Source organism: Cyanobium sp. NS01 (genome assembly GCF_014280235.1).
In the GTDB taxonomy this organism is placed as follows: Bacteria; Cyanobacteriota; Cyanobacteriia; order PCC-6307; family Cyanobiaceae; genus NIES-981.
The window spans coordinates 577,765-592,939 of record NZ_CP047940.1 but is presented as its reverse complement, the minus strand read 5'-3'; the positions used below and the strand labels follow the sequence as shown (position 1 = coordinate 592,939).

General features: G+C 63.5%; 18 protein-coding genes. 6 read left to right on the top strand and 12 right to left on the bottom strand.

The features are described from left to right. The 6 genes from CyaNS01_RS02980 to CyaNS01_RS02955 form a co-directional block, all read right to left on the bottom strand. Positions 1-906: a hypothetical protein gene (locus CyaNS01_RS02980; protein ID WP_186698723.1), complete on the bottom strand. Its 906-nt coding sequence runs from the start codon at positions 904-906 to the stop codon at positions 1-3. Continuing rightward, positions 851-1,462: a DUF1997 domain-containing protein gene (locus CyaNS01_RS02975; RefSeq protein ID WP_186698721.1), complete on the bottom strand. Its 612-nt coding sequence runs from the start codon at positions 1,460-1,462 to the stop codon at positions 851-853. Before CyaNS01_RS02975 ends, CyaNS01_RS02980 begins: the two co-directional genes overlap by 56 nt. Continuing rightward, a complete protein-coding gene (locus CyaNS01_RS02970; protein WP_370561650.1) occupies positions 1,459-4,230 on the bottom strand; it encodes a DEAD/DEAH box helicase in 2,772 nt (923 codons plus the stop codon). Before CyaNS01_RS02970 ends, CyaNS01_RS02975 begins: the two co-directional genes overlap by 4 nt. A gap of 63 nt (positions 4,231-4,293) precedes the next feature. Then, the gene (locus CyaNS01_RS02965; protein ID WP_186698719.1) at positions 4,294-5,424 is read right to left on the bottom strand and encodes a rhamnan synthesis F family protein; all 1,131 of its coding nucleotides are present in this window, start codon (positions 5,422-5,424) and stop codon (positions 4,294-4,296) included. Positions 5,425-5,431: 7 nt separating this feature from the next. Beyond that, positions 5,432-6,523 carry a hypothetical protein gene (locus CyaNS01_RS02960; RefSeq protein WP_186698717.1) on the bottom strand — a complete coding sequence of 364 codons (1,092 nt, stop codon included), beginning with the start codon at positions 6,521-6,523 and terminating at the stop codon, positions 5,432-5,434. Between the two features lie 220 nt (positions 6,524-6,743). Continuing rightward, complete coding sequence (locus tag CyaNS01_RS02955; protein ID WP_186700146.1) at positions 6,744-7,751, bottom strand: bile acid:sodium symporter family protein; 1,008 nt, start codon at positions 7,749-7,751, stop codon at positions 6,744-6,746. A 36-nt stretch (positions 7,752-7,787) separates the two neighbouring features. Between CyaNS01_RS02955 and CyaNS01_RS02950 the strand changes: the two genes are divergently transcribed. The 5 genes from CyaNS01_RS02950 to CyaNS01_RS02930 are packed head-to-tail and all read left to right on the top strand — an operon-like array spanning position 7,788 to position 11,266. Next, positions 7,788-8,999 carry an aminotransferase class I/II-fold pyridoxal phosphate-dependent enzyme gene (locus CyaNS01_RS02950; RefSeq protein ID WP_186698715.1) on the top strand — a complete coding sequence of 404 codons (1,212 nt, stop codon included), beginning with the start codon at positions 7,788-7,790 and terminating at the stop codon, positions 8,997-8,999. Beyond that, positions 8,990-9,670 carry an alpha/beta fold hydrolase gene (locus tag CyaNS01_RS02945; protein WP_225875772.1) on the top strand — a complete coding sequence of 227 codons (681 nt, stop codon included), beginning with the start codon at positions 8,990-8,992 and terminating at the stop codon, positions 9,668-9,670. The genes CyaNS01_RS02950 and CyaNS01_RS02945 overlap by 10 nt, the downstream gene beginning before the upstream one ends. Before the next feature lie 2 nt (positions 9,671-9,672). Continuing rightward, positions 9,673-10,431, top strand: coding sequence for a methyltransferase domain-containing protein (locus CyaNS01_RS02940; RefSeq protein WP_186698713.1), 759 nt, complete (start codon positions 9,673-9,675; stop codon positions 10,429-10,431). Continuing rightward, positions 10,428-11,093 carry a dethiobiotin synthase gene (gene bioD, locus CyaNS01_RS02935; protein ID WP_186698711.1) on the top strand — a complete coding sequence of 222 codons (666 nt, stop codon included), beginning with the start codon at positions 10,428-10,430 and terminating at the stop codon, positions 11,091-11,093. The genes CyaNS01_RS02940 and bioD overlap by 4 nt, the downstream gene beginning before the upstream one ends. Next, positions 11,093-11,266 carry a hypothetical protein gene (locus CyaNS01_RS02930; RefSeq protein ID WP_186698709.1) on the top strand — a complete coding sequence of 58 codons (174 nt, stop codon included), beginning with the start codon at positions 11,093-11,095 and terminating at the stop codon, positions 11,264-11,266. Before bioD ends, CyaNS01_RS02930 begins: the two co-directional genes overlap by 1 nt. A gap of 40 nt (positions 11,267-11,306) precedes the next feature. Here the strand turns inward: CyaNS01_RS02930 and CyaNS01_RS02925 are convergent, their stop codons facing one another. Continuing rightward, on the bottom strand, positions 11,307-11,573 hold the full coding sequence (locus tag CyaNS01_RS02925) for a DUF3143 domain-containing protein (RefSeq protein WP_186698707.1): 267 nt from the start codon (positions 11,571-11,573) through the stop codon (positions 11,307-11,309). Positions 11,574-11,615: 42 nt separating this feature from the next. Beyond that, positions 11,616-12,065 carry a J domain-containing protein gene (locus CyaNS01_RS02920; RefSeq protein WP_225875771.1) on the bottom strand — a complete coding sequence of 150 codons (450 nt, stop codon included), beginning with the start codon at positions 12,063-12,065 and terminating at the stop codon, positions 11,616-11,618. A 54-nt stretch (positions 12,066-12,119) separates the two neighbouring features. Between CyaNS01_RS02920 and CyaNS01_RS02915 the strand changes: the two genes are divergently transcribed. Next, positions 12,120-12,884, top strand: a complete 765-nt coding sequence (locus tag CyaNS01_RS02915) for a 16S rRNA (guanine(527)-N(7))-methyltransferase RsmG (RefSeq protein WP_186698705.1) — start codon at positions 12,120-12,122, stop codon at positions 12,882-12,884. A gap of 20 nt (positions 12,885-12,904) precedes the next feature. On the opposite strand, the gene CyaNS01_RS02910 is transcribed toward CyaNS01_RS02915, so the two are convergent. Genes CyaNS01_RS02910 through CyaNS01_RS02895 form a run of 4 tightly spaced genes read right to left on the bottom strand, consistent with a single transcriptional unit; the run spans position 12,905 to position 15,147 of the window. Further along, positions 12,905-14,104, bottom strand: a complete 1,200-nt coding sequence (locus tag CyaNS01_RS02910) for an aldo/keto reductase (RefSeq protein ID WP_186698703.1) — start codon at positions 14,102-14,104, stop codon at positions 12,905-12,907. Between the two features lie 26 nt (positions 14,105-14,130). After that, positions 14,131-14,544 (bottom strand): ferredoxin, encoded by a 414-nt coding sequence (locus CyaNS01_RS02905; RefSeq protein WP_186698702.1) that lies wholly within the window; start codon positions 14,542-14,544, stop codon positions 14,131-14,133. A gap of 2 nt (positions 14,545-14,546) precedes the next feature. After that, on the bottom strand, positions 14,547-14,936 hold the full coding sequence (locus tag CyaNS01_RS02900; RefSeq protein ID WP_186698700.1) for a DUF1257 domain-containing protein: 390 nt from the start codon (positions 14,934-14,936) through the stop codon (positions 14,547-14,549). A gap of 4 nt (positions 14,937-14,940) precedes the next feature. Beyond that, the gene (locus CyaNS01_RS02895; RefSeq protein ID WP_186698698.1) at positions 14,941-15,147 is read right to left on the bottom strand and encodes a DUF2997 domain-containing protein; all 207 of its coding nucleotides are present in this window, start codon (positions 15,145-15,147) and stop codon (positions 14,941-14,943) included. Between the last annotated feature and the right edge of the window lie 28 nt (positions 15,148-15,175).

The following is a 15,175-nucleotide window of genomic DNA, read 5'->3' as shown; positions in this document are numbered from 1 at the left end:
TCAGCCAACCTCCCGAGCAGGTTGCCGCACTGTCTGACGCGGCCGCGGAGCTTGTGGCCCATCAAAGATCGGTGCCTCAAGCAGATCATCCATGGTCCCCTGAAGATCCTCTTCAACATCTGAATGCTGCCTTAAATGCCGAGACAGTGATCTCTCCTTACGCGCTGCCTGGGCTTCTTTTGCCAAGACAGCACAATCATCAAGTGATCCCCTGTAAATGATGGCTCCATCCTTCAGTACAATGCCTTCATTGCAGTAGTCCAATGCAAAGTTTTGAGAATTTGATGCCTCTGCAACCAATGTTCTCCCCTCCAAGCGGCGATCAACCAGTCGCCTGACTTGATTCATGAAGGGGACATCAGCCCGACAATTCCAACCATCCCATCGCATCACGGGATAGACATCAAACTGAAAAGCCAAAGACAACGCCAGCTTCAACCTATCTTTCATGCCCGAAGTATACTTTTCAAGGGGCTCATCAAAAGAACTACCCAAGCCACAAAGCTTTCTTATGAAATCAACCTCTCGCTCATCGTCTTCATAGACCCCATAAACAGAAACGAGAAATTCTGCATTAGCCCGGCCCGTGAGTACAGGCATCAGAGGCATTCTGGAGCCGATCAACCAGGACGACGAACCACCCACCAAAAGGTCGCCGCTGTTGACCATTTCATGCCCCGCCAGGCAGTTCAGAAAGGCACGACTGGTCTCCACTGAGGCCGCGAAAAGGGCGATTTTGCTTCCTGCCTCAATCGTGAGGGAGAGATCATCCAGCACTGTCAGCGTGCGGCTACCGCCCAGAGAAACCCGCTTGCTGACCTGGTCAAAGACGACAGTGCCCTGTTCGAGATCAGAAGGGCTCCTGGTGGGCAGGAGCCGCAATGCCTTGAGCTGCGAGCTCGCCACGGTCCATCCAGGCAAGGGCGTTTAATGGTAGCCGCCTCTGGCAGCGGGATTCAAGCCTTGACAGGCAGGCCAGCAGGGCCTGCCTGCCCAACAGCGCGAACAGCGGCCTGGGCAGCCAGCCGGTGAGCGGCCCCGGTTGCAACTCGAGGGCCGCCGTGGCTGAGGCCACCAGCATGGCGTTCTCAGCCCGCAGGCAAGCCTCAAGTTCGAGGCGTACTCCCTGCCCGGGGCCCGAATCGGGAAGGCCTTGGAGCTGACAGTCCACGAGTTGGATCTGCACGCTGTCACCGCTCCAACTGGCGTTAAACCAGAACTGGGGCTGCAGCTGCCATGGACCCGCCACAATGGCTCTGGAGGAGTAGTGGAAACGCCCCGCGGCCAGCCGCTTCAATCGCTGACGGCTGAGCAGGGCCGCCAACACCCGTCCAGGGTGGCGCAGGTAGGCACGCAGGAGGGCATCGCTTACCTGAGGGCGTTGCTGGGCCAACGGCGCCGCACCGAACAGGTCGACCAGACAGTGACGCGACTCACTCAGCCGGAGCAGTTCACGGCTCATGGCAGCGTAGGGAGCAGGTCTTCAAGCTCACAGACCGGGAAGCGATTGATGGCCTTCAGGGCGGAGCGGGAATTGTCACGGAGCTGCTGGCTGACGGCGACCCCATAGGGAATCTGGGCCAACAGGTCCACCGTGCGGCGCAACACCCTCACCACATCGCCCTCATCCAGTGACGTGTTGGCCATCAAGTCGGCCCAGGGGGTTCCAGACGCCCAGGCATGGACAAGTCCGGTGAGCTCAGGTTCCCACCAGATCGGAACCACGACCCCGGCCTGCTCCTGCAGTCGACCGAGCTCACGGCGCATCCCACGCAGGCTGTGGAGGGCCTCCTCCACCGCAGGCGGTGGCCCCCAGGAGCACCACAGATCAGGCCGGTTGACCTCGGTGGAAATGGCCTCAAGCGTGGCGGCCAGCTCGGCTGGATCGAGCTCGTCACAATGGCCGCTGATCAGGGCCAGGCCCAGCCAGAGCTCATTGTCGCCCCGCAATGCAGCCACGGTGAGCCCCACCTCCGTAGGTTGCAACCCGTCTGAACCGGCCAGCGCACCGAAAAAGCGAAGAATCTCAATCAGTGCCAGGAACGTGTCCCAATGGCGGTTGGAGCGGAAGTGCAAAAGCCTCTGGCGCTCCGCGATCTCCTCGTTCAGCTCCTCCATGCGACGGCGATGGCGCTTGAGTTGCTTGCGATCCCCCCAACGGTGGGCGGCGTGGGTCGTCAGGGAACGCTCCAAAGCCTCAACACACTCAGCCTGATTGCGCACCTCGGCCGCCAGGTCGTAGTGGGGAGTGGTCATGTCGTGCCGGCGCGCCATGGAGGCCACGGCCAAGGCAAGCCCCCCACTCTGCTGATCACCATGGCGAATCTCGCCGGTATGGACGAGTTGCGGGGTCTCAAGGTCGCTCACCTGAAGGCAGCTCAGTTCGGCATGAAGGCTGACAACGGCACTGCAAGGCACCAGAATCCAGACGTTGTCGTCCGTCAGACAAAGCAACAAGGGGAACTGGCCAGGCCCGGGTGGCTTGCGCACAATCACCGCCGGGGTGATTCCACCCCGAAGCGGCGGTGCCTTGAGGCTGACCAGCGTGCCCACGCTGGCAAACTGCAGCGCTGCCGTGAGCTCATGGACCAGGGTCTCCTCGGCCTGATGTTGCAAGGTACGCAGCAGGCGCCTCTCCTCTCTGAGCCTGCCCCGCTGCTTTTCGTAGTCCTCAAAAGCCTCCCACGGCACATCGTCAGCATTGGTTTCAAGGGCGCTGAGCTGGAGCATCAACTCGTTGATGCAAGCCTCATCCTCCACCAGATCGAGCGTGGCGAGATAGCGGCCAAAGCTACGTTCAACCAACTCCTTCGCCTTGGCGAGGTCATAGCGCTGCAACAGGTTCAGGACCATGCCGTAGCTGGGCGTGAACTGGCTCACCAGTGGATCGGCTGGTGCGGTGGCCAGCTGACCAGCCTCGCGCACGCCCTCATAGCGGCTCTGCACTGTCACCACGTACCCCTGCACGTCGAGACCTCGGCGACCTGCCCGTCCTGCCATCTGCAGAAACTCGCTGCCCGTCAGTGAGCGATGGCCACGCTCCGTGCGCTTGGAGAGTGAAGACACCACTGTGGTTCGGGCCGGCATGTTGATGCCTGCAGCCAAGGTTTCCGTGGCAAAGACAACCTTGATAAGTCCCTGCTGGAACAGAGCCTCAATCAATTCCTTCCAGGCCGGCAGCACTCCAGCATGGTGAGAGGCAATGCCCCGCAAGAGGGGCTCGGCGTAGCCATCCCGAACAGCCTCTGGGCTGGAGGCAGCGAAGGAATCCAATTGCTGCTGAAGACGCAAGCGCTCTTCATCTGACACAAGATTCAGCCTGGCCAGATCACGCACTCCCTTATCGCAGCCGCGTCGGCTGAAAATAAAGTAGATCGCGGGCAACATGTCCCGCTCAGCCAACTTCTGAACCACAAAAGCCAGCGGTGCAGGCTCCGGCTGCGGAGACCTGGCAGCGCCAGGGCCCTTGCGGCGAGAACCCTTGGGGGCCCGCCAAACTTTGCTGTTCGGGTGCAGATCCGTACCTGCATCATTGAGCAGAGGATGCAGGCCTTTGGCGCTGCAGAAGCTGAAGTGCAATGGCACAGGACGGTGGGTGCTGATGACCAATTGGGTAGGACCATGCACGCGGCAGAGCCAATCAGTGAGTTGATCAGCGTTGGCGACTGTGGCGGAGAGGGCCACAAGTTGAATGGATGGGGGGCAATGAATGATCGACTCTTCCCAGACGGTGCCCCGCTGGGTGTCATTCATGTAGTGACATTCATCCAGAACAACAGCTTCTACATCCCGCAACGGGTCATCATCAGGATGATCAATTTCAGCATAGAGCATATTACGAAAGATCTCGGTTGTCATCACGACAATTGGCGCATCTCGATTGAGACTGAGATCACCTGTGAGCAGACCAACTCGATCATTACCAAATTGTTCCTTGAAATCCCGAAGCTTCTGATTTGATAGGGCCTTCAGGGGGGTGGTGTAGAACACGCGATGACTATGGGAGAGTGCCCGATGAATGGCGTATTCCCCAATCAGGGTTTTGCCGCTTCCAGTGGGAGCACTGACAACAACGGAAAGGCCATTATTCAAGGCTTCAACTGCAGCCATCTGGAAGTCATCCAGAACAAGACCATCGCTGAATGCGCCTAAAGGTCCTGCGTTCAAAGCAAACCGCAATCGATGCTCACCTATCCTAACCGATTCGTTGCTGCCTCCCAGCATTGCCATTGGGTTTGAGGAGGGCCTAATGCATTACCAACCAAAGCCCAGGTTACTTCAATCCAAAATGGATCAATCCACCCAAGCCACGGCCTGACTGCCATCTACCTGACTAGCGAAATAGTAGATAGTTCGCTCAATGGCATGGCCAACATAGCGCCCGCAGAATTTTGTTCCGCCGGCAGACTCCTGCTTATAATCAACTTGGCCAAGCCTTGAGAAGTAGCGATGGAGAAAGCCTGCATCCGCCGCGAACATGGAGCCCATGCAGAAAGAATCATTGCGGGCCGCATCCACAGACAAGTCAAGTTGCTCCAAATAGTCATAAAGCATGTTCTTATTGGCTCCAAAACCTGTTTGCCTGCAAAGGGAACTCGCGACAATGGACCGCATACCATGTGTCAGCAGCTCAGTTGTATCAAATACATTTGAATACGAGCCACAGATTGGCTGAAGGGCTTCGTCTGTCCATGCAACACCGCCATCTGGGCCAAGATTGGCAGACTTCTTAGTCTGAATCTTGTAAATTACGCCAGACTTGATGAGCAGGCCTTGCTGGAATGCCAAATGAAATGACGACCAGTCCTCGCCATAATTCGTCATGCGAAACCACTCATGATTAGACCCCCCCGTACAGAGAGAGCCGAGGAAGTCATCCATAACTGAATCTTGAATACGATCATTCACAACCAAGACAAGAATCTTCGCTCCAAGCCGAGCCAGCGTTCGGAGATAGAGATGCAAACCGCAAAGAATGTCATAATAATAGCAGTGAACGACGACTTGGATGGAAACATCAGGGGCAACTCGATCTAACTTTGCTTGCACTGCAAATCGCCGATCCAACAATCTTGCCGAGCTTAGGATTTGCCTTGGCTCATAGATTCCATTTGCGAGATAATGCTTGACAACCTCAAGAGGGCTCAAGGAGCGCAAGTCTTCATTCAGATCTCGATAGTCTCTCCAGTTAAATGATACACAGATTCTTTTTGCATCTCCTGGAAACTTTGAATCCGAAAGCTTATCCTTAAGGAATGCTGAAGCCGATGGGAAGACGTTTTGATCGCCACGGCGCGATCGAAAGTGCTGATAGGCCGCATCTGGATCCAACGACTGCAAATCCTTGGAGCACGTCGAAAGATAGAACTGAGCATCAAACTCAGATGGCAACAATGGATGGCTCTTGCTTGGCTCAGATCTCATGTCTTGATCATCGCTTACTCGATCTTACGGGTGGAGCATAGATTATCTCTGGAAGTTGATTCAAGTCTGACCATTCGGGAATATCAATGGTCAATAAACTCAGCAATGGCATGAGCAGTGCACACACTGAAGGAGCATGGATAGAGCGGGTTTCACTGAGCTCTAAAACCTCACGCTTGAGAAAAAGAAAGCCTCGCGACATCAATAAAGCCCAGCAGGCCTGGGATGGATTGTATTGCAGACCTGCCTTGGGAATCCACTCAGATGAAAAATCATTAATCAATGATTTAATATTATTCGCACAGACCAGCCCATCTTCATCTTCAAGAATGTCCACCATTTTACGTGATAGTACCTTCATCTCTTCAAAAGCAGCCACATCGGGAAGGCCATGATGAAATAGCAAGGATCTGGCTAGCAAACCTTGTGAAAGGGCAAATCTCGTTAGCTTCAATTCTCCGTTTTTGATTGCATATGTGCGAGACGCTTCTTTCGTTGAGCTCAGGCCACGAAGATAGTCACCAAGGAACCTGCCAAAGGTTTTTGCCTCAAACATGCGTTGCGACATGCTGAAGAAGAACGTCTGAATGTGAAAGGTGCGATCCTCATAGGAGCTTGTGATTCCTACTAGATCAGCCTCATCCGGTGGATCCACCAAGGCGTCAAGGAAAGGATCGCCATGGAAGCCATGGCTGGCGATATTCAGCATACTGCTATTGATCACAACATATCGCTTGGAGCCAAAAAGACCGTGCTCCATCAAAATCTTTCGAGCCGCTTGAAGAGAGCCAAAGTCATAACCACTATTTCCTCTTTGAATGACAGCTACCGACATCGATACAAGCTTTTCACACCAAAGGTCCGATAGCTTTGTGGAGACTAACACCACTCGGTAGCCACATTCGATGGCGGAGGAAATGACTTTCAGGTATCCTGCAGAGATCAATCCCCTGTGATGAAAGTGAATAAATAGTACCGTCACCGTTGACAAGGATGTGGCAAGCTTGTCAAGACCAATGATCTTTGATTCAGTGGCCAGTTCACCACGCCGCAAATTTTTGCTTTCGCTGTGGCCACGAACACTCAATCGTAGCACCATTCCCCTATAGAGCTTTTGAATGATCTTGAATAGTCTACGCATTGAGCCTAGGGGATTAGGTCTAGAAAGGCGGAGGCTTGACCCATCCCGTCCTTAATCTCATCTATTTTACCACTCATCTCGCCACTGCCCACTTGCTTCAGCTTTACTGGAGCTGCGAGATCATCCAAATGATTATCATTGCCCTGATGGCCATCTCGTTGATGATCAAGCCGTTACTTTAGTTGTGTGGATTTCTGTCAGGAGATTGCCCTACATTGCTACAGCTGCGTGTGATGGACTGAGCATCATCGGCACATCTCCCTGCCCTGCAGCGCGTCTTGCGCCAGATCACGGCCAGCACACTGCCCAGCACCGCATGAACCACGGCAGAAATCGCACCGGGCAGGGCGGCGAGCGGTGAGAGGGCGAAGCCGGAGCGGGCCAGAACCACAGCCAATCCAGAGTTCTGCATCCCCACCTCAAGGCTGACCGTGCGCCTGACAGCTTGCGGCTGCCGCAGCAACGCCGGGATCAGCCAGCCCAGCAGAAAACCACCGGCGTGGAGCAGGAGGGTGGCCAGCAGCAACAGGCGGCCCTGCTCCACCAGTGCATCGCGCTGGCTGCCGACGATGCTGGCCACGATCAACACGATGGCCAGCACCGCCAGAGGGGGCATCGCCGGTGCGATCCGCCTGGCCAGCGGTGGGCTGATCCGCTTGAGCAGCACCCCCAGAACCACCGGCAGCAAGACCACCTGCAGCACATCCAGCAGCAGCCTCCAGCCGTCCACCGGTACGTAGCGGCCGGCCAATCCGCTGGTGAGCAGCGGCGTGAGCAGCACGGCCAGCAGGGTGCTCACCGTGGTCATCACCACCGAGAGGGCCACATCGGCCCGGGCGATCAGGGCCACCACATTGCTGGCCGTGCCGCCGGGGCAGCACCCCACCAGGATCAATCCCACGGCGAGGGGGGGCTGGAGCTGCAACCACCAGGCCACCAGGGCGGCCAGCAGGGGCATCACCAGGAACTGGGCGGCCACGCCGATCAGCGCCGAAAGCGGCCTCAGCAGCACCCGACGGAAATCAGCCGGCTCCAGATCGAGGCCCATGCCGAGCATGATCAGGGCCAGGGCGGCCACGATCCAGCCCCCCTGCAGCCAGCTGAACAGCCCCGGGAACGGCAGGGCCAGCAGCACAGCCAGCAGGGTCCAGACGGGAAAGAGAACGGTGAAGCGCTCCAGGGGAATGCCGGAACAGTGGGGTCGGAACCTTAATCTGCAGTGATGGCCAATCAGGTTGAGGGGGCGCTTCAGGCCGGCGCGTCGAGCTGGCAGGAGGAGCTCCACCAGGCGTTGGCCGCCATCCCTGCTGACGGCCTGCGTCGTTTGCGCAGCCTCTCGGCACGGGGTGCAGCCCGCCTGACGCCAGACCAGGGCCCACCCCTGCTGGACCTGGCCAGCAACGACTACCTGGGCCTGGCCCAGCATGACGCGGTCGTGGCAGCGGCAAGGCAGGTCATGGACGAGCAGGGTGTCGGTGCAGGCGGCTCGCGCCTGGTGAGTGGCACCCGGCCCGTGCACACGGCCCTCGAACAGCAGCTGGCCACCTGGCTCGGTCGTGAGCGGGCGCTGCTCTTCCCGAGTGGCTTCCAGGCCAACCTGGCCGCGGTGACGGCCCTGGCCGATCGGCACAGCCTGGTGCTGGCCGATCGGCTGATCCACCACTCGCTGCTGATGGGCGTCAGGGCCAGCGGAGCCCAGCTGAGACGCTTCCGCCACAACGACCTCAGCGATCTGGAGCGACGGTTGGCCGGAGCGCGTCGGATCGATCCCGCTCAACGCCTGGTGGTGCTCAGTGAGAGCCTGTACTCGATGCAGGGCACCAGCCCAGCCGTGGCGGACCTGGCCGCGCTCTGCGCCGCCCACGGCGCAGCCTTGGTGCTGGATGAGGCCCACGCCCTGGGGGTGCTGGGGCAGACAGGACGGGGTCTGGGCCATGGCCTGCCATCCATCGCCCTGATCAGCGGCACCTTGGGCAAGGCCTTCGGCAGCGGCGGGGCCTTCCTGGCCGGCGACGAGCTCACGATCGAATGGCTGCTGCAGAGCAGTGGCGCCTTTCGCTACACCACCGCCCTGGCCCCGCCGCTGGCCGCTGCGGCGCTGGCCGCCCTGGACGAGATCCAGCAGCGGGATCGAGGGCCAGCCCTGCTGGCTCGCGCCCAGCGCTGGCGGCAGGCTCTGGAGGCGGCGGGCTGGCCCCGGCCGGCTGGGGAGGGGCCGATCCTCTCGCTGCTGGTGGGTGAGGACGGCGCTGCCCTGGCCCTGCAGACCCGGCTGGAGGCGGCCGGCCTGCTCACGGTGGCGATCCGCCCCCCCACGGTGCCCCGGGGCACCGCCAGGCTGCGGCTGGTGCTGCGCCACGATCTTCCCCGCGGCAGCCTGCCGCGGCTGCTCCAGGCCCTTGGTCCTCCATCCCCCGACGGTCCATGCAAGTGATCGCCATGCACGGCTGGCTGGGGGACAGCCGCGGCTGGGCCCCCCTGGCAGCAGCGGCCCGTCGCGAGGGCTGGCCGTGGCAGAGCGCTGATCGGGGCTACGGCCCCAGCGCACCCGTGCAGCCGCAGTGGCTGGACGCGGAGGGGCCGCGGGTGGTGGTGGGACATTCGCTCGGGCCCCACCTGCTGCCGGCGGACCTGCTGCGCCAGGCCGATGCCGTGGTGCTGCTGGCCAGCTTCGGGCGCTTCGTGCCCTCCGGTGCCGCCGGACGGCCCCTGATCAGCGCCCTCAGGGCCATGGCCCAGCAGCTGCAAGGGCCGGAGGCCCAAGCCATGCTGCGCCGCTTTCTGGAGAAGGCGGCGGCACCGCAGCCGCTCAGCGCTCTGCCGGTGTCGATCCTCGACAGCCCGCTGAGCGCCGAGGGGCGCGAGCGGCTGCTGCACGATCTGATCCTGCTCCAGCACTGCGAGGCGCTGCCCGAGGGGTTCCCCACCCAGGCCCGCTGCCTCGTGGTGGAGGCTGAACAGGATCAGATCGTGGTCCCCGAGGCCAGGGCCTGGCTGCAGCGTTCCCTGCCCGCAGCCGAGCGGATCAGCGTGGAGGGGGCAGGCCATGCCCTGCTGGTGCCGTCCTGGTTGGAGATGGTGATCGGCTGGCTCCGGGAGCTCTGAGCATGGGAGATGAGAGCGTGGCGGACGCCAGGGCAGCGCAGGGCTTCGCCCGCCAGGCCTCGAGCTACGACCGGCATGCCCAGCTGCAGCGGGCGGTCGCCTGGCGGCTGGCCAGGCACTGCCTGAGCCTGGCCCTGCCCCCGGGCCCGATGGCTGATCTGGGGGCAGGCAGCGGACTGCTGGGGCGGGCTCTCGAACAGCAGGGCTTCCGGGGCAGCCTGCAACAGCTGGATGGCTGCCGCGCCCTGCTGGCGCACAACCCCCTGGCAGCCAGCCATGGCCAGCTCATCTGGAACCTTGACCAAGGGCTGCCCCGGAATCTGAACGGGTGCGGCCTGCTCACCTCCAGCTTTGCGCTGCAGTGGCTGCAGGACCCGCCGGGGCAGCTCGAACTGTGGTGCCGGAGCCTGGCGCCCGGGGGCTGGCTGGCCCTGGCGGTGCCAACGGCAGGCAGCTTCCCCCAGTGGGAACAGGCCGCCACCAGAGCAGCGGTGCCCCACAGCCGCTGGCCCCTGCCCGATGCCGCGGTGCTGGAGGCTGCGGCAGCGCGGCACCTGCAGCTGGAGCGGCGCGACCAGCTGCGCTTCAGCCGCTCCTACGGCAGTGGTCTGGGCTTTCTGCGCCACCTGCAGCAGCTGGGCGCCGGCCTGGTCAGCGGCACGCCGCTGGCCACCGGTCAGCTGCGACGGCTGCTGCGGCAGTGGCCCGACCAAGGCGTGGTGACGTGGAATGTGCTGATCCTGGTGGGTCAGAGACCATGACCGAAGCTCTGCAGCTCGTGGTGTGCGGCACCGACACCGACGTGGGCAAGACGGTGGTGAGTGCCTGGCTGATGCAGGGCCTGGGCGCCCGCTACTGGAAGCCCATTCAGAGCGGCCTGGAGGGGGGCGGCGACCGCGGCCGGGTGCAGGCCCTGCTGCAGCTGCCCGACAGTCGCTTCCTGCCGGAGGCCTACCGCCTGGACGCGCCGGTGTCTCCCCACTGGGCCGCCGAGCAGCAGGCTGTGCAGATCGATCCGCAGCGCCTTGCCCTGCCTGCGGTGGCGGGGGCGCTGGTGGTGGAAACCGCGGGGGGGCTGCTGGTGCCGCTGCGGCGCGACTGGCTCCAGATCGAGCAGCTGCTGCAGTGGCAACTGCCGGTGGTGCTGGTGGCCCGCAGCGGCCTGGGCACCCTCAACCACACCCTGCTGTCGCTGGAGGCCCTGGGCCGGCGCCGGATTCCGGTGCTGGGACTGATCCTCAACGGCCCGGAGCACCAGGACAACCCCCGCACCCTCGAACAGCTGGGCGGCATCCCGGTGATCGCTCAACTGCCCGCTCTCACGCAACTGACCCGGGAGGCCCTGGCAGCCGAATGGCACCGCCAGCAGGTGGGCCATAGATTGCGCAGCCATACCCCAGCCATCCCACCGGAGGGGCCGTGATGCCGCGGACGAACACCAGGATCCGCCGCGATGCCCTGGTGAGCCTGGCCCTGGTGGTGGTGTGCGGCGCCATCCTGGCCCTGTTCACCGACGTGGAGCTGACGCTGGTGCGCTGGGTCAACTGCGGGCCGCTGGCCGCTGAGGAGAGCCGTCGCAGCGACCGCTGCCAGTGAGCGCCGGGAAGCGGCCAGCCTGGCTCGGCCCCGGCTCGCTTCAGGGGCCGGCCAGGATCGCCGCCTCCACGTCGGCGCGCGAGAGCCCATAGGGGAACTGGCGCACGCAGTCGCGGCCATCGGCCTGCCAGCTCACCTTGAGATCCTCCACCTCCAATTCGATCTGGGCACTCCAGGCGGGCCGGTGCAGATCCCAGAGGCAGGTGTTGGAGGGGCTCTGTACGGCACCGAGATGGCGGAGCCAGGCCTCCAGATCCGGCAGCGGATGGTGGTACAGGGGGGTGTGGTCGGCAGGGAGCTCGGGCATGCGAAGCGGGGATGGAAACGGCAACAGGTGGTGGAGCAACCCTCAGGCCGGAGGCCACCAGCTGGGGAGGCGAGCCAGCTCCACTCCCCGGGCCAGGGCCAGGCCGACCCCCAGCAGGAGGCTCAGCGCCAGGGCCAGCGCCAACAGCAGCAGGGCCAGCCATTCACCGCCGGAGAGGGCGCGTCGCACGGGCAGGGGCCGTCCGGGCTGCTGCAGCCGCAATGCGGGGGGAGCGACGCTGCGGCTTGCCAGCAGCAGCTCCTGACGCAGCTCGGCGTCGTACTGGCGACGGCTCTCGGGGTTGCTGAGGACCGCATAGGCCTGGCGCAGCTGCAGAAAGGACTCAGCGGCCTGATCCTTGGGCAGGGCGGTGGTATCCGGGTGGTACAGCTTGCTCAGGCTGCGGAAGGCCTGCCGCAGCTGCTCCGGCGTGGCTGTGGAGGGCAGCTGCAGCAGGGCGTAATGGCTGGAACGCGAGCCGGAGGGCGGCAACGACAGGAAACCCAGGATGGGAGATCCTAGGAATCTTGCACCCGTTGATCGCCCATGCCCACTGCCCCCGGACTCCAGGCTGCCGGGAGCCTGCAGCCTGAGGCCCTCTGGAGCCGGCTGGGCTGGCGGCCCGACCCTGACCAGCTCAGGGGTTTTGAGCACCTCCAGGACGAGCTGCGGCTCTGGAACGGGCGCCGCAACCTCACCCGGCTGGTGGAGGGTGACGACTACTGGATCTCGCAGGTGTTCGACAGCCTCTGGCCCCTGCGAGCCCTGCTGCAGAGCCCTCACGCCGCTGAGCCCCTGGAGATGATCGACGTGGGCACCGGCTGCGGCTTTCCCGGCCTGGCCATCGCCCTGGCCCTGCCCCGGGCCCGTCTCACCCTGGTGGACTCCGTGGGACGCAAGCTGGAGGCCGTGACAGCCATGGCTGCGGCCCTGGGACTGGATTCCAGGGTGTCCGTACGTCTGGAGCGGGTCGAGCTCAGCGGCCGGGCCGTGGAGTGCCGCGGCCGCTTTGCCCTGGCCATGGCCAGGGCGGTGGCGGCAGCCCCGGTGGTGGCGGAATACCTGGTGCCATTGCTGGCTCCGGGGGGCCAGGCCCTGCTGTACCGCGGCCAGTGGAGCGGGACCGACCAGGAGCCACTGGAACGGGCCGCTAGAGCCCTCAAGGCGGAAGTCAGCGCCGTGACGTCCTGCGATCTGCCCGCTGGGCGGGGCATCCGCCATGCGGTGTGGCTCAGCCCTGCGGCCCCATGCCCGCAGGCCTATCCCAGGGCCGTGGGGGTACCCAGCCGGCACCCCCTGGGCAGCAGCTGAACCAGCGGGAGCTTCGGGCCTCAGGCGGCCGAGCTGAGCCGCTGCACCGGGGCGCCGCCGAGGCGTTGCCGCAGGCGGCGCAGCAGCGGCGGGATCTCCTCTCTCCAGGGGCTGCCGGCCAGGGCCCTATCCAGGGCCTGTGCGCTGACGGTGGTGTCGAGAGCATCGGCATTGGCGCCAGGAAACCAGTGGCCACCGCTGCCCAGCAGGCCGTAGCGGGCCCTGGCGAAGCCTTCGAGATCCCAGGCCTCCAGCAGGTTGTGGAGCCACAGGAGCACCGGCAGGTTGATCGCTCCGGGTGCCTCAGACCAGTCCGGCAGTCCCTCCTGCCAACTCTCCAACCAGCGCGGCCCAAGCGCCTCGCGGCGGGCCTGCTCAAGCCGATCCAGCACAGGCGGCAGCAGGCGCTCGGCCTGATCCAGCAGACCCACGGCCTCCAGATGCAGCTCCAGGTCTGCCGGGCAGGAGGCCCCAACGCTGATCGTGTGGATCCCGGCGGCCGAGAGGCAGAACAGGTCGTTGAACACGATCGGATGCAGGGGCGCGCACAGCTCCTGCAGCCGCGGGGAGGGGGTGTGCAGATGGCCTCCCTTGTCCGTGGGGCTGATCACGAACACGCCCATGTCGTGGCGGGTGGCCAGCTCCAGCGCGGGCTGGTTGTCCTGGCGGATGAAATACCAGTGCAGATTGATGTAGTCGAAGGCGTCGCTGGCGATGGCCTCGAGAATCAGCTCCAGGCTGGCGTGGGTGGAGAAGCCCACATGGCCGATGCGCCCCTGGCGCTGCCAGCGCCGCGCCACCTCCATGCAGCCGCCCGGGCGCAGGGTGTGGTGCAGATGCTCCGGCAGGTTGACGCCATGGATGGCCAGCAGATCGACCCGCTCCACCGCGAGCCGCTCAAAGCTGAGGCTGAGCTCGGCCTCGAAGGCGGCCGGATCCTCCTGGGGGGGCACCTTGGTCTGGAGGATGCGGCAGGGATCGGGCCGCTGGCTCAGCAACCAGCCCAGCTGGCGCTCGGAGCTGCCGTAATGGCGGGCGGTCTCGATGTGGTGCAACCCCCTCGACCTGGCCTGATCCAGGGTCGCGGCCAGATTGGCCTGGCTCTCAGCGCTGATCTGCTCGGCGGGAAGGTCTGTCCAGCTCTGCTGGAAACGCATGCCCCCCAGGGAGAGCACCGGCATGGCCAGCTCGGTGCGGCCGAAGCGACGGGTGGGAATCATCGGGGAAGCGGCTTGAAGGGCGAGCCCTAGGCCGATGGACGGGCTTCCCGACGGGGCAGGGTGCGCCGGACCCGGGAAGGGTTGGGGAAACCGAGGGGCTGGATGTCCTGCTGGGAGAGCTGCTCGGCAAGCGAGGGGAGCGCCTCATAGGCCACCCAGTGGATGCAGTCCACGGGGCAGGTGTCGATGGCCTCCTGGATCCTGTCGGTGCTGTCACCGTCCTGGCGAATCGCCCTGGAGCGTCCCCAGGTTTCCTCCACCAGAAAGGTGTTGCCGGCCACGTGGGCGCAGTAGCGGCAGCCGATGCAGACGGCCTCATCCACCCACACGGCCTGCTGGCGCAGGGCACCGCCGAGAACGGGCTCATGCCCCGTGGCGGCTGGCTGCTCGCGCTGACTCGGGGCCGTGAAGGCCAGGGCTGGATCGATGCCGGTGGTCATGGTCAGCTCCAGCGGGTCACCACCAGTTCGATGCTGCCATCGGCCTGGTTGGCCTGTTCGCTCACCTGGAAGCCCTCGTCGAGGCTGGCAGAGAGCACGGTGCGAAGGGCGTAGCGCTGGGTGAGCTGGGCCAGGAAGCGCTCCACGGGAACCTGCTGCTTCCAGAGGTCGAGGTCGGTGACCAGTTCGTAGCGCCCCTGGCTGGCATTGAAGCGGAAACCGATGTCGGCGCCATTGGACTGGCTGATCGCCACCTGGGCCAGTTCGCTCTGGCCGCGGTAACCCCTCACCGACAACTCCCCTTCGCGGGGATCGTGGCCCAGGTCGCTGAGGGCTTCGAGCAGGGCGCCGCGGTCACGGAGCTCGGTCTTGACGGTGCTGAAGTGGGACATGGCCTCAGGTGAGCTGGGTGGTCTGGGATTCGTTCTGGAGCTGCCGGGACGGCTGGTAGGCCTCCGCGGTGCTGCTTCGCTGCTGGACGCTGCCCAACCGGGCTTCGATGCGCTCGGTGAGCTGCTCGCAGCCCTGACCCTGAACGCCCTCCACCAGCTCTTCGACCCGGCCGTCAGGCCGGATGCGGAAGCGGATGGTGTGTTGCGCCATCCCGTGACGGTTCGGAATGGGGCGATGT

What these genes read in the sequence shown, in the direction of transcription:
- CyaNS01_RS02940 (WP_186698713.1), top strand. Translation starts at nt 9,673, where the DNA reads ATGGGAGATGAGAGCGTGGCGGACGCCAGGGCAGCGCAGGGCTTCGCC.
- CyaNS01_RS02965 (WP_186698719.1), bottom strand. Translation starts at nt 5,424, where the DNA reads ATGAGATCTGAGCCAAGCAAGAGCCATCCATTGTTGCCATCTGAGTTT.
- CyaNS01_RS02960 (WP_186698717.1), bottom strand. Translation starts at nt 6,523, where the DNA reads ATGGTGCTACGATTGAGTGTTCGTGGCCACAGCGAAAGCAAAAATTTG.
- CyaNS01_RS02925 (WP_186698707.1), bottom strand. Translation starts at nt 11,573, where the DNA reads ATGCCCGAGCTCCCTGCCGACCACACCCCCCTGTACCACCATCCGCTG.
- CyaNS01_RS02900 (WP_186698700.1), bottom strand. Translation starts at nt 14,936, where the DNA reads ATGTCCCACTTCAGCACCGTCAAGACCGAGCTCCGTGACCGCGGCGCC.
- CyaNS01_RS02895 (WP_186698698.1), bottom strand. Translation starts at nt 15,147, where the DNA reads ATGGCGCAACACACCATCCGCTTCCGCATCCGGCCTGACGGCCGGGTC.
- CyaNS01_RS02975 (WP_186698721.1), bottom strand. Translation starts at nt 1,462, where the DNA reads ATGAGCCGTGAACTGCTCCGGCTGAGTGAGTCGCGTCACTGTCTGGTC.
- CyaNS01_RS02915 (WP_186698705.1), top strand. Translation starts at nt 12,120, where the DNA reads ATGCCCACTGCCCCCGGACTCCAGGCTGCCGGGAGCCTGCAGCCTGAG.
- CyaNS01_RS02905 (WP_186698702.1), bottom strand. Translation starts at nt 14,544, where the DNA reads ATGACCACCGGCATCGATCCAGCCCTGGCCTTCACGGCCCCGAGTCAG.
- bioD (WP_186698711.1), top strand. Translation starts at nt 10,428, where the DNA reads ATGACCGAAGCTCTGCAGCTCGTGGTGTGCGGCACCGACACCGACGTG.
- CyaNS01_RS02950 (WP_186698715.1), top strand. Translation starts at nt 7,788, where the DNA reads ATGGCCAATCAGGTTGAGGGGGCGCTTCAGGCCGGCGCGTCGAGCTGG.
- CyaNS01_RS02970 (WP_370561650.1), bottom strand. Translation starts at nt 4,230, where the DNA reads ATGGCAATGCTGGGAGGCAGCAACGAATCGGTTAGGATAGGTGAGCAT.
- CyaNS01_RS02930 (WP_186698709.1), top strand. Translation starts at nt 11,093, where the DNA reads ATGCCGCGGACGAACACCAGGATCCGCCGCGATGCCCTGGTGAGCCTG.
- CyaNS01_RS02945 (WP_225875772.1), top strand. Translation starts at nt 8,990, where the DNA reads ATGCAAGTGATCGCCATGCACGGCTGGCTGGGGGACAGCCGCGGCTGG.
- CyaNS01_RS02910 (WP_186698703.1), bottom strand. Translation starts at nt 14,104, where the DNA reads ATGATTCCCACCCGTCGCTTCGGCCGCACCGAGCTGGCCATGCCGGTG.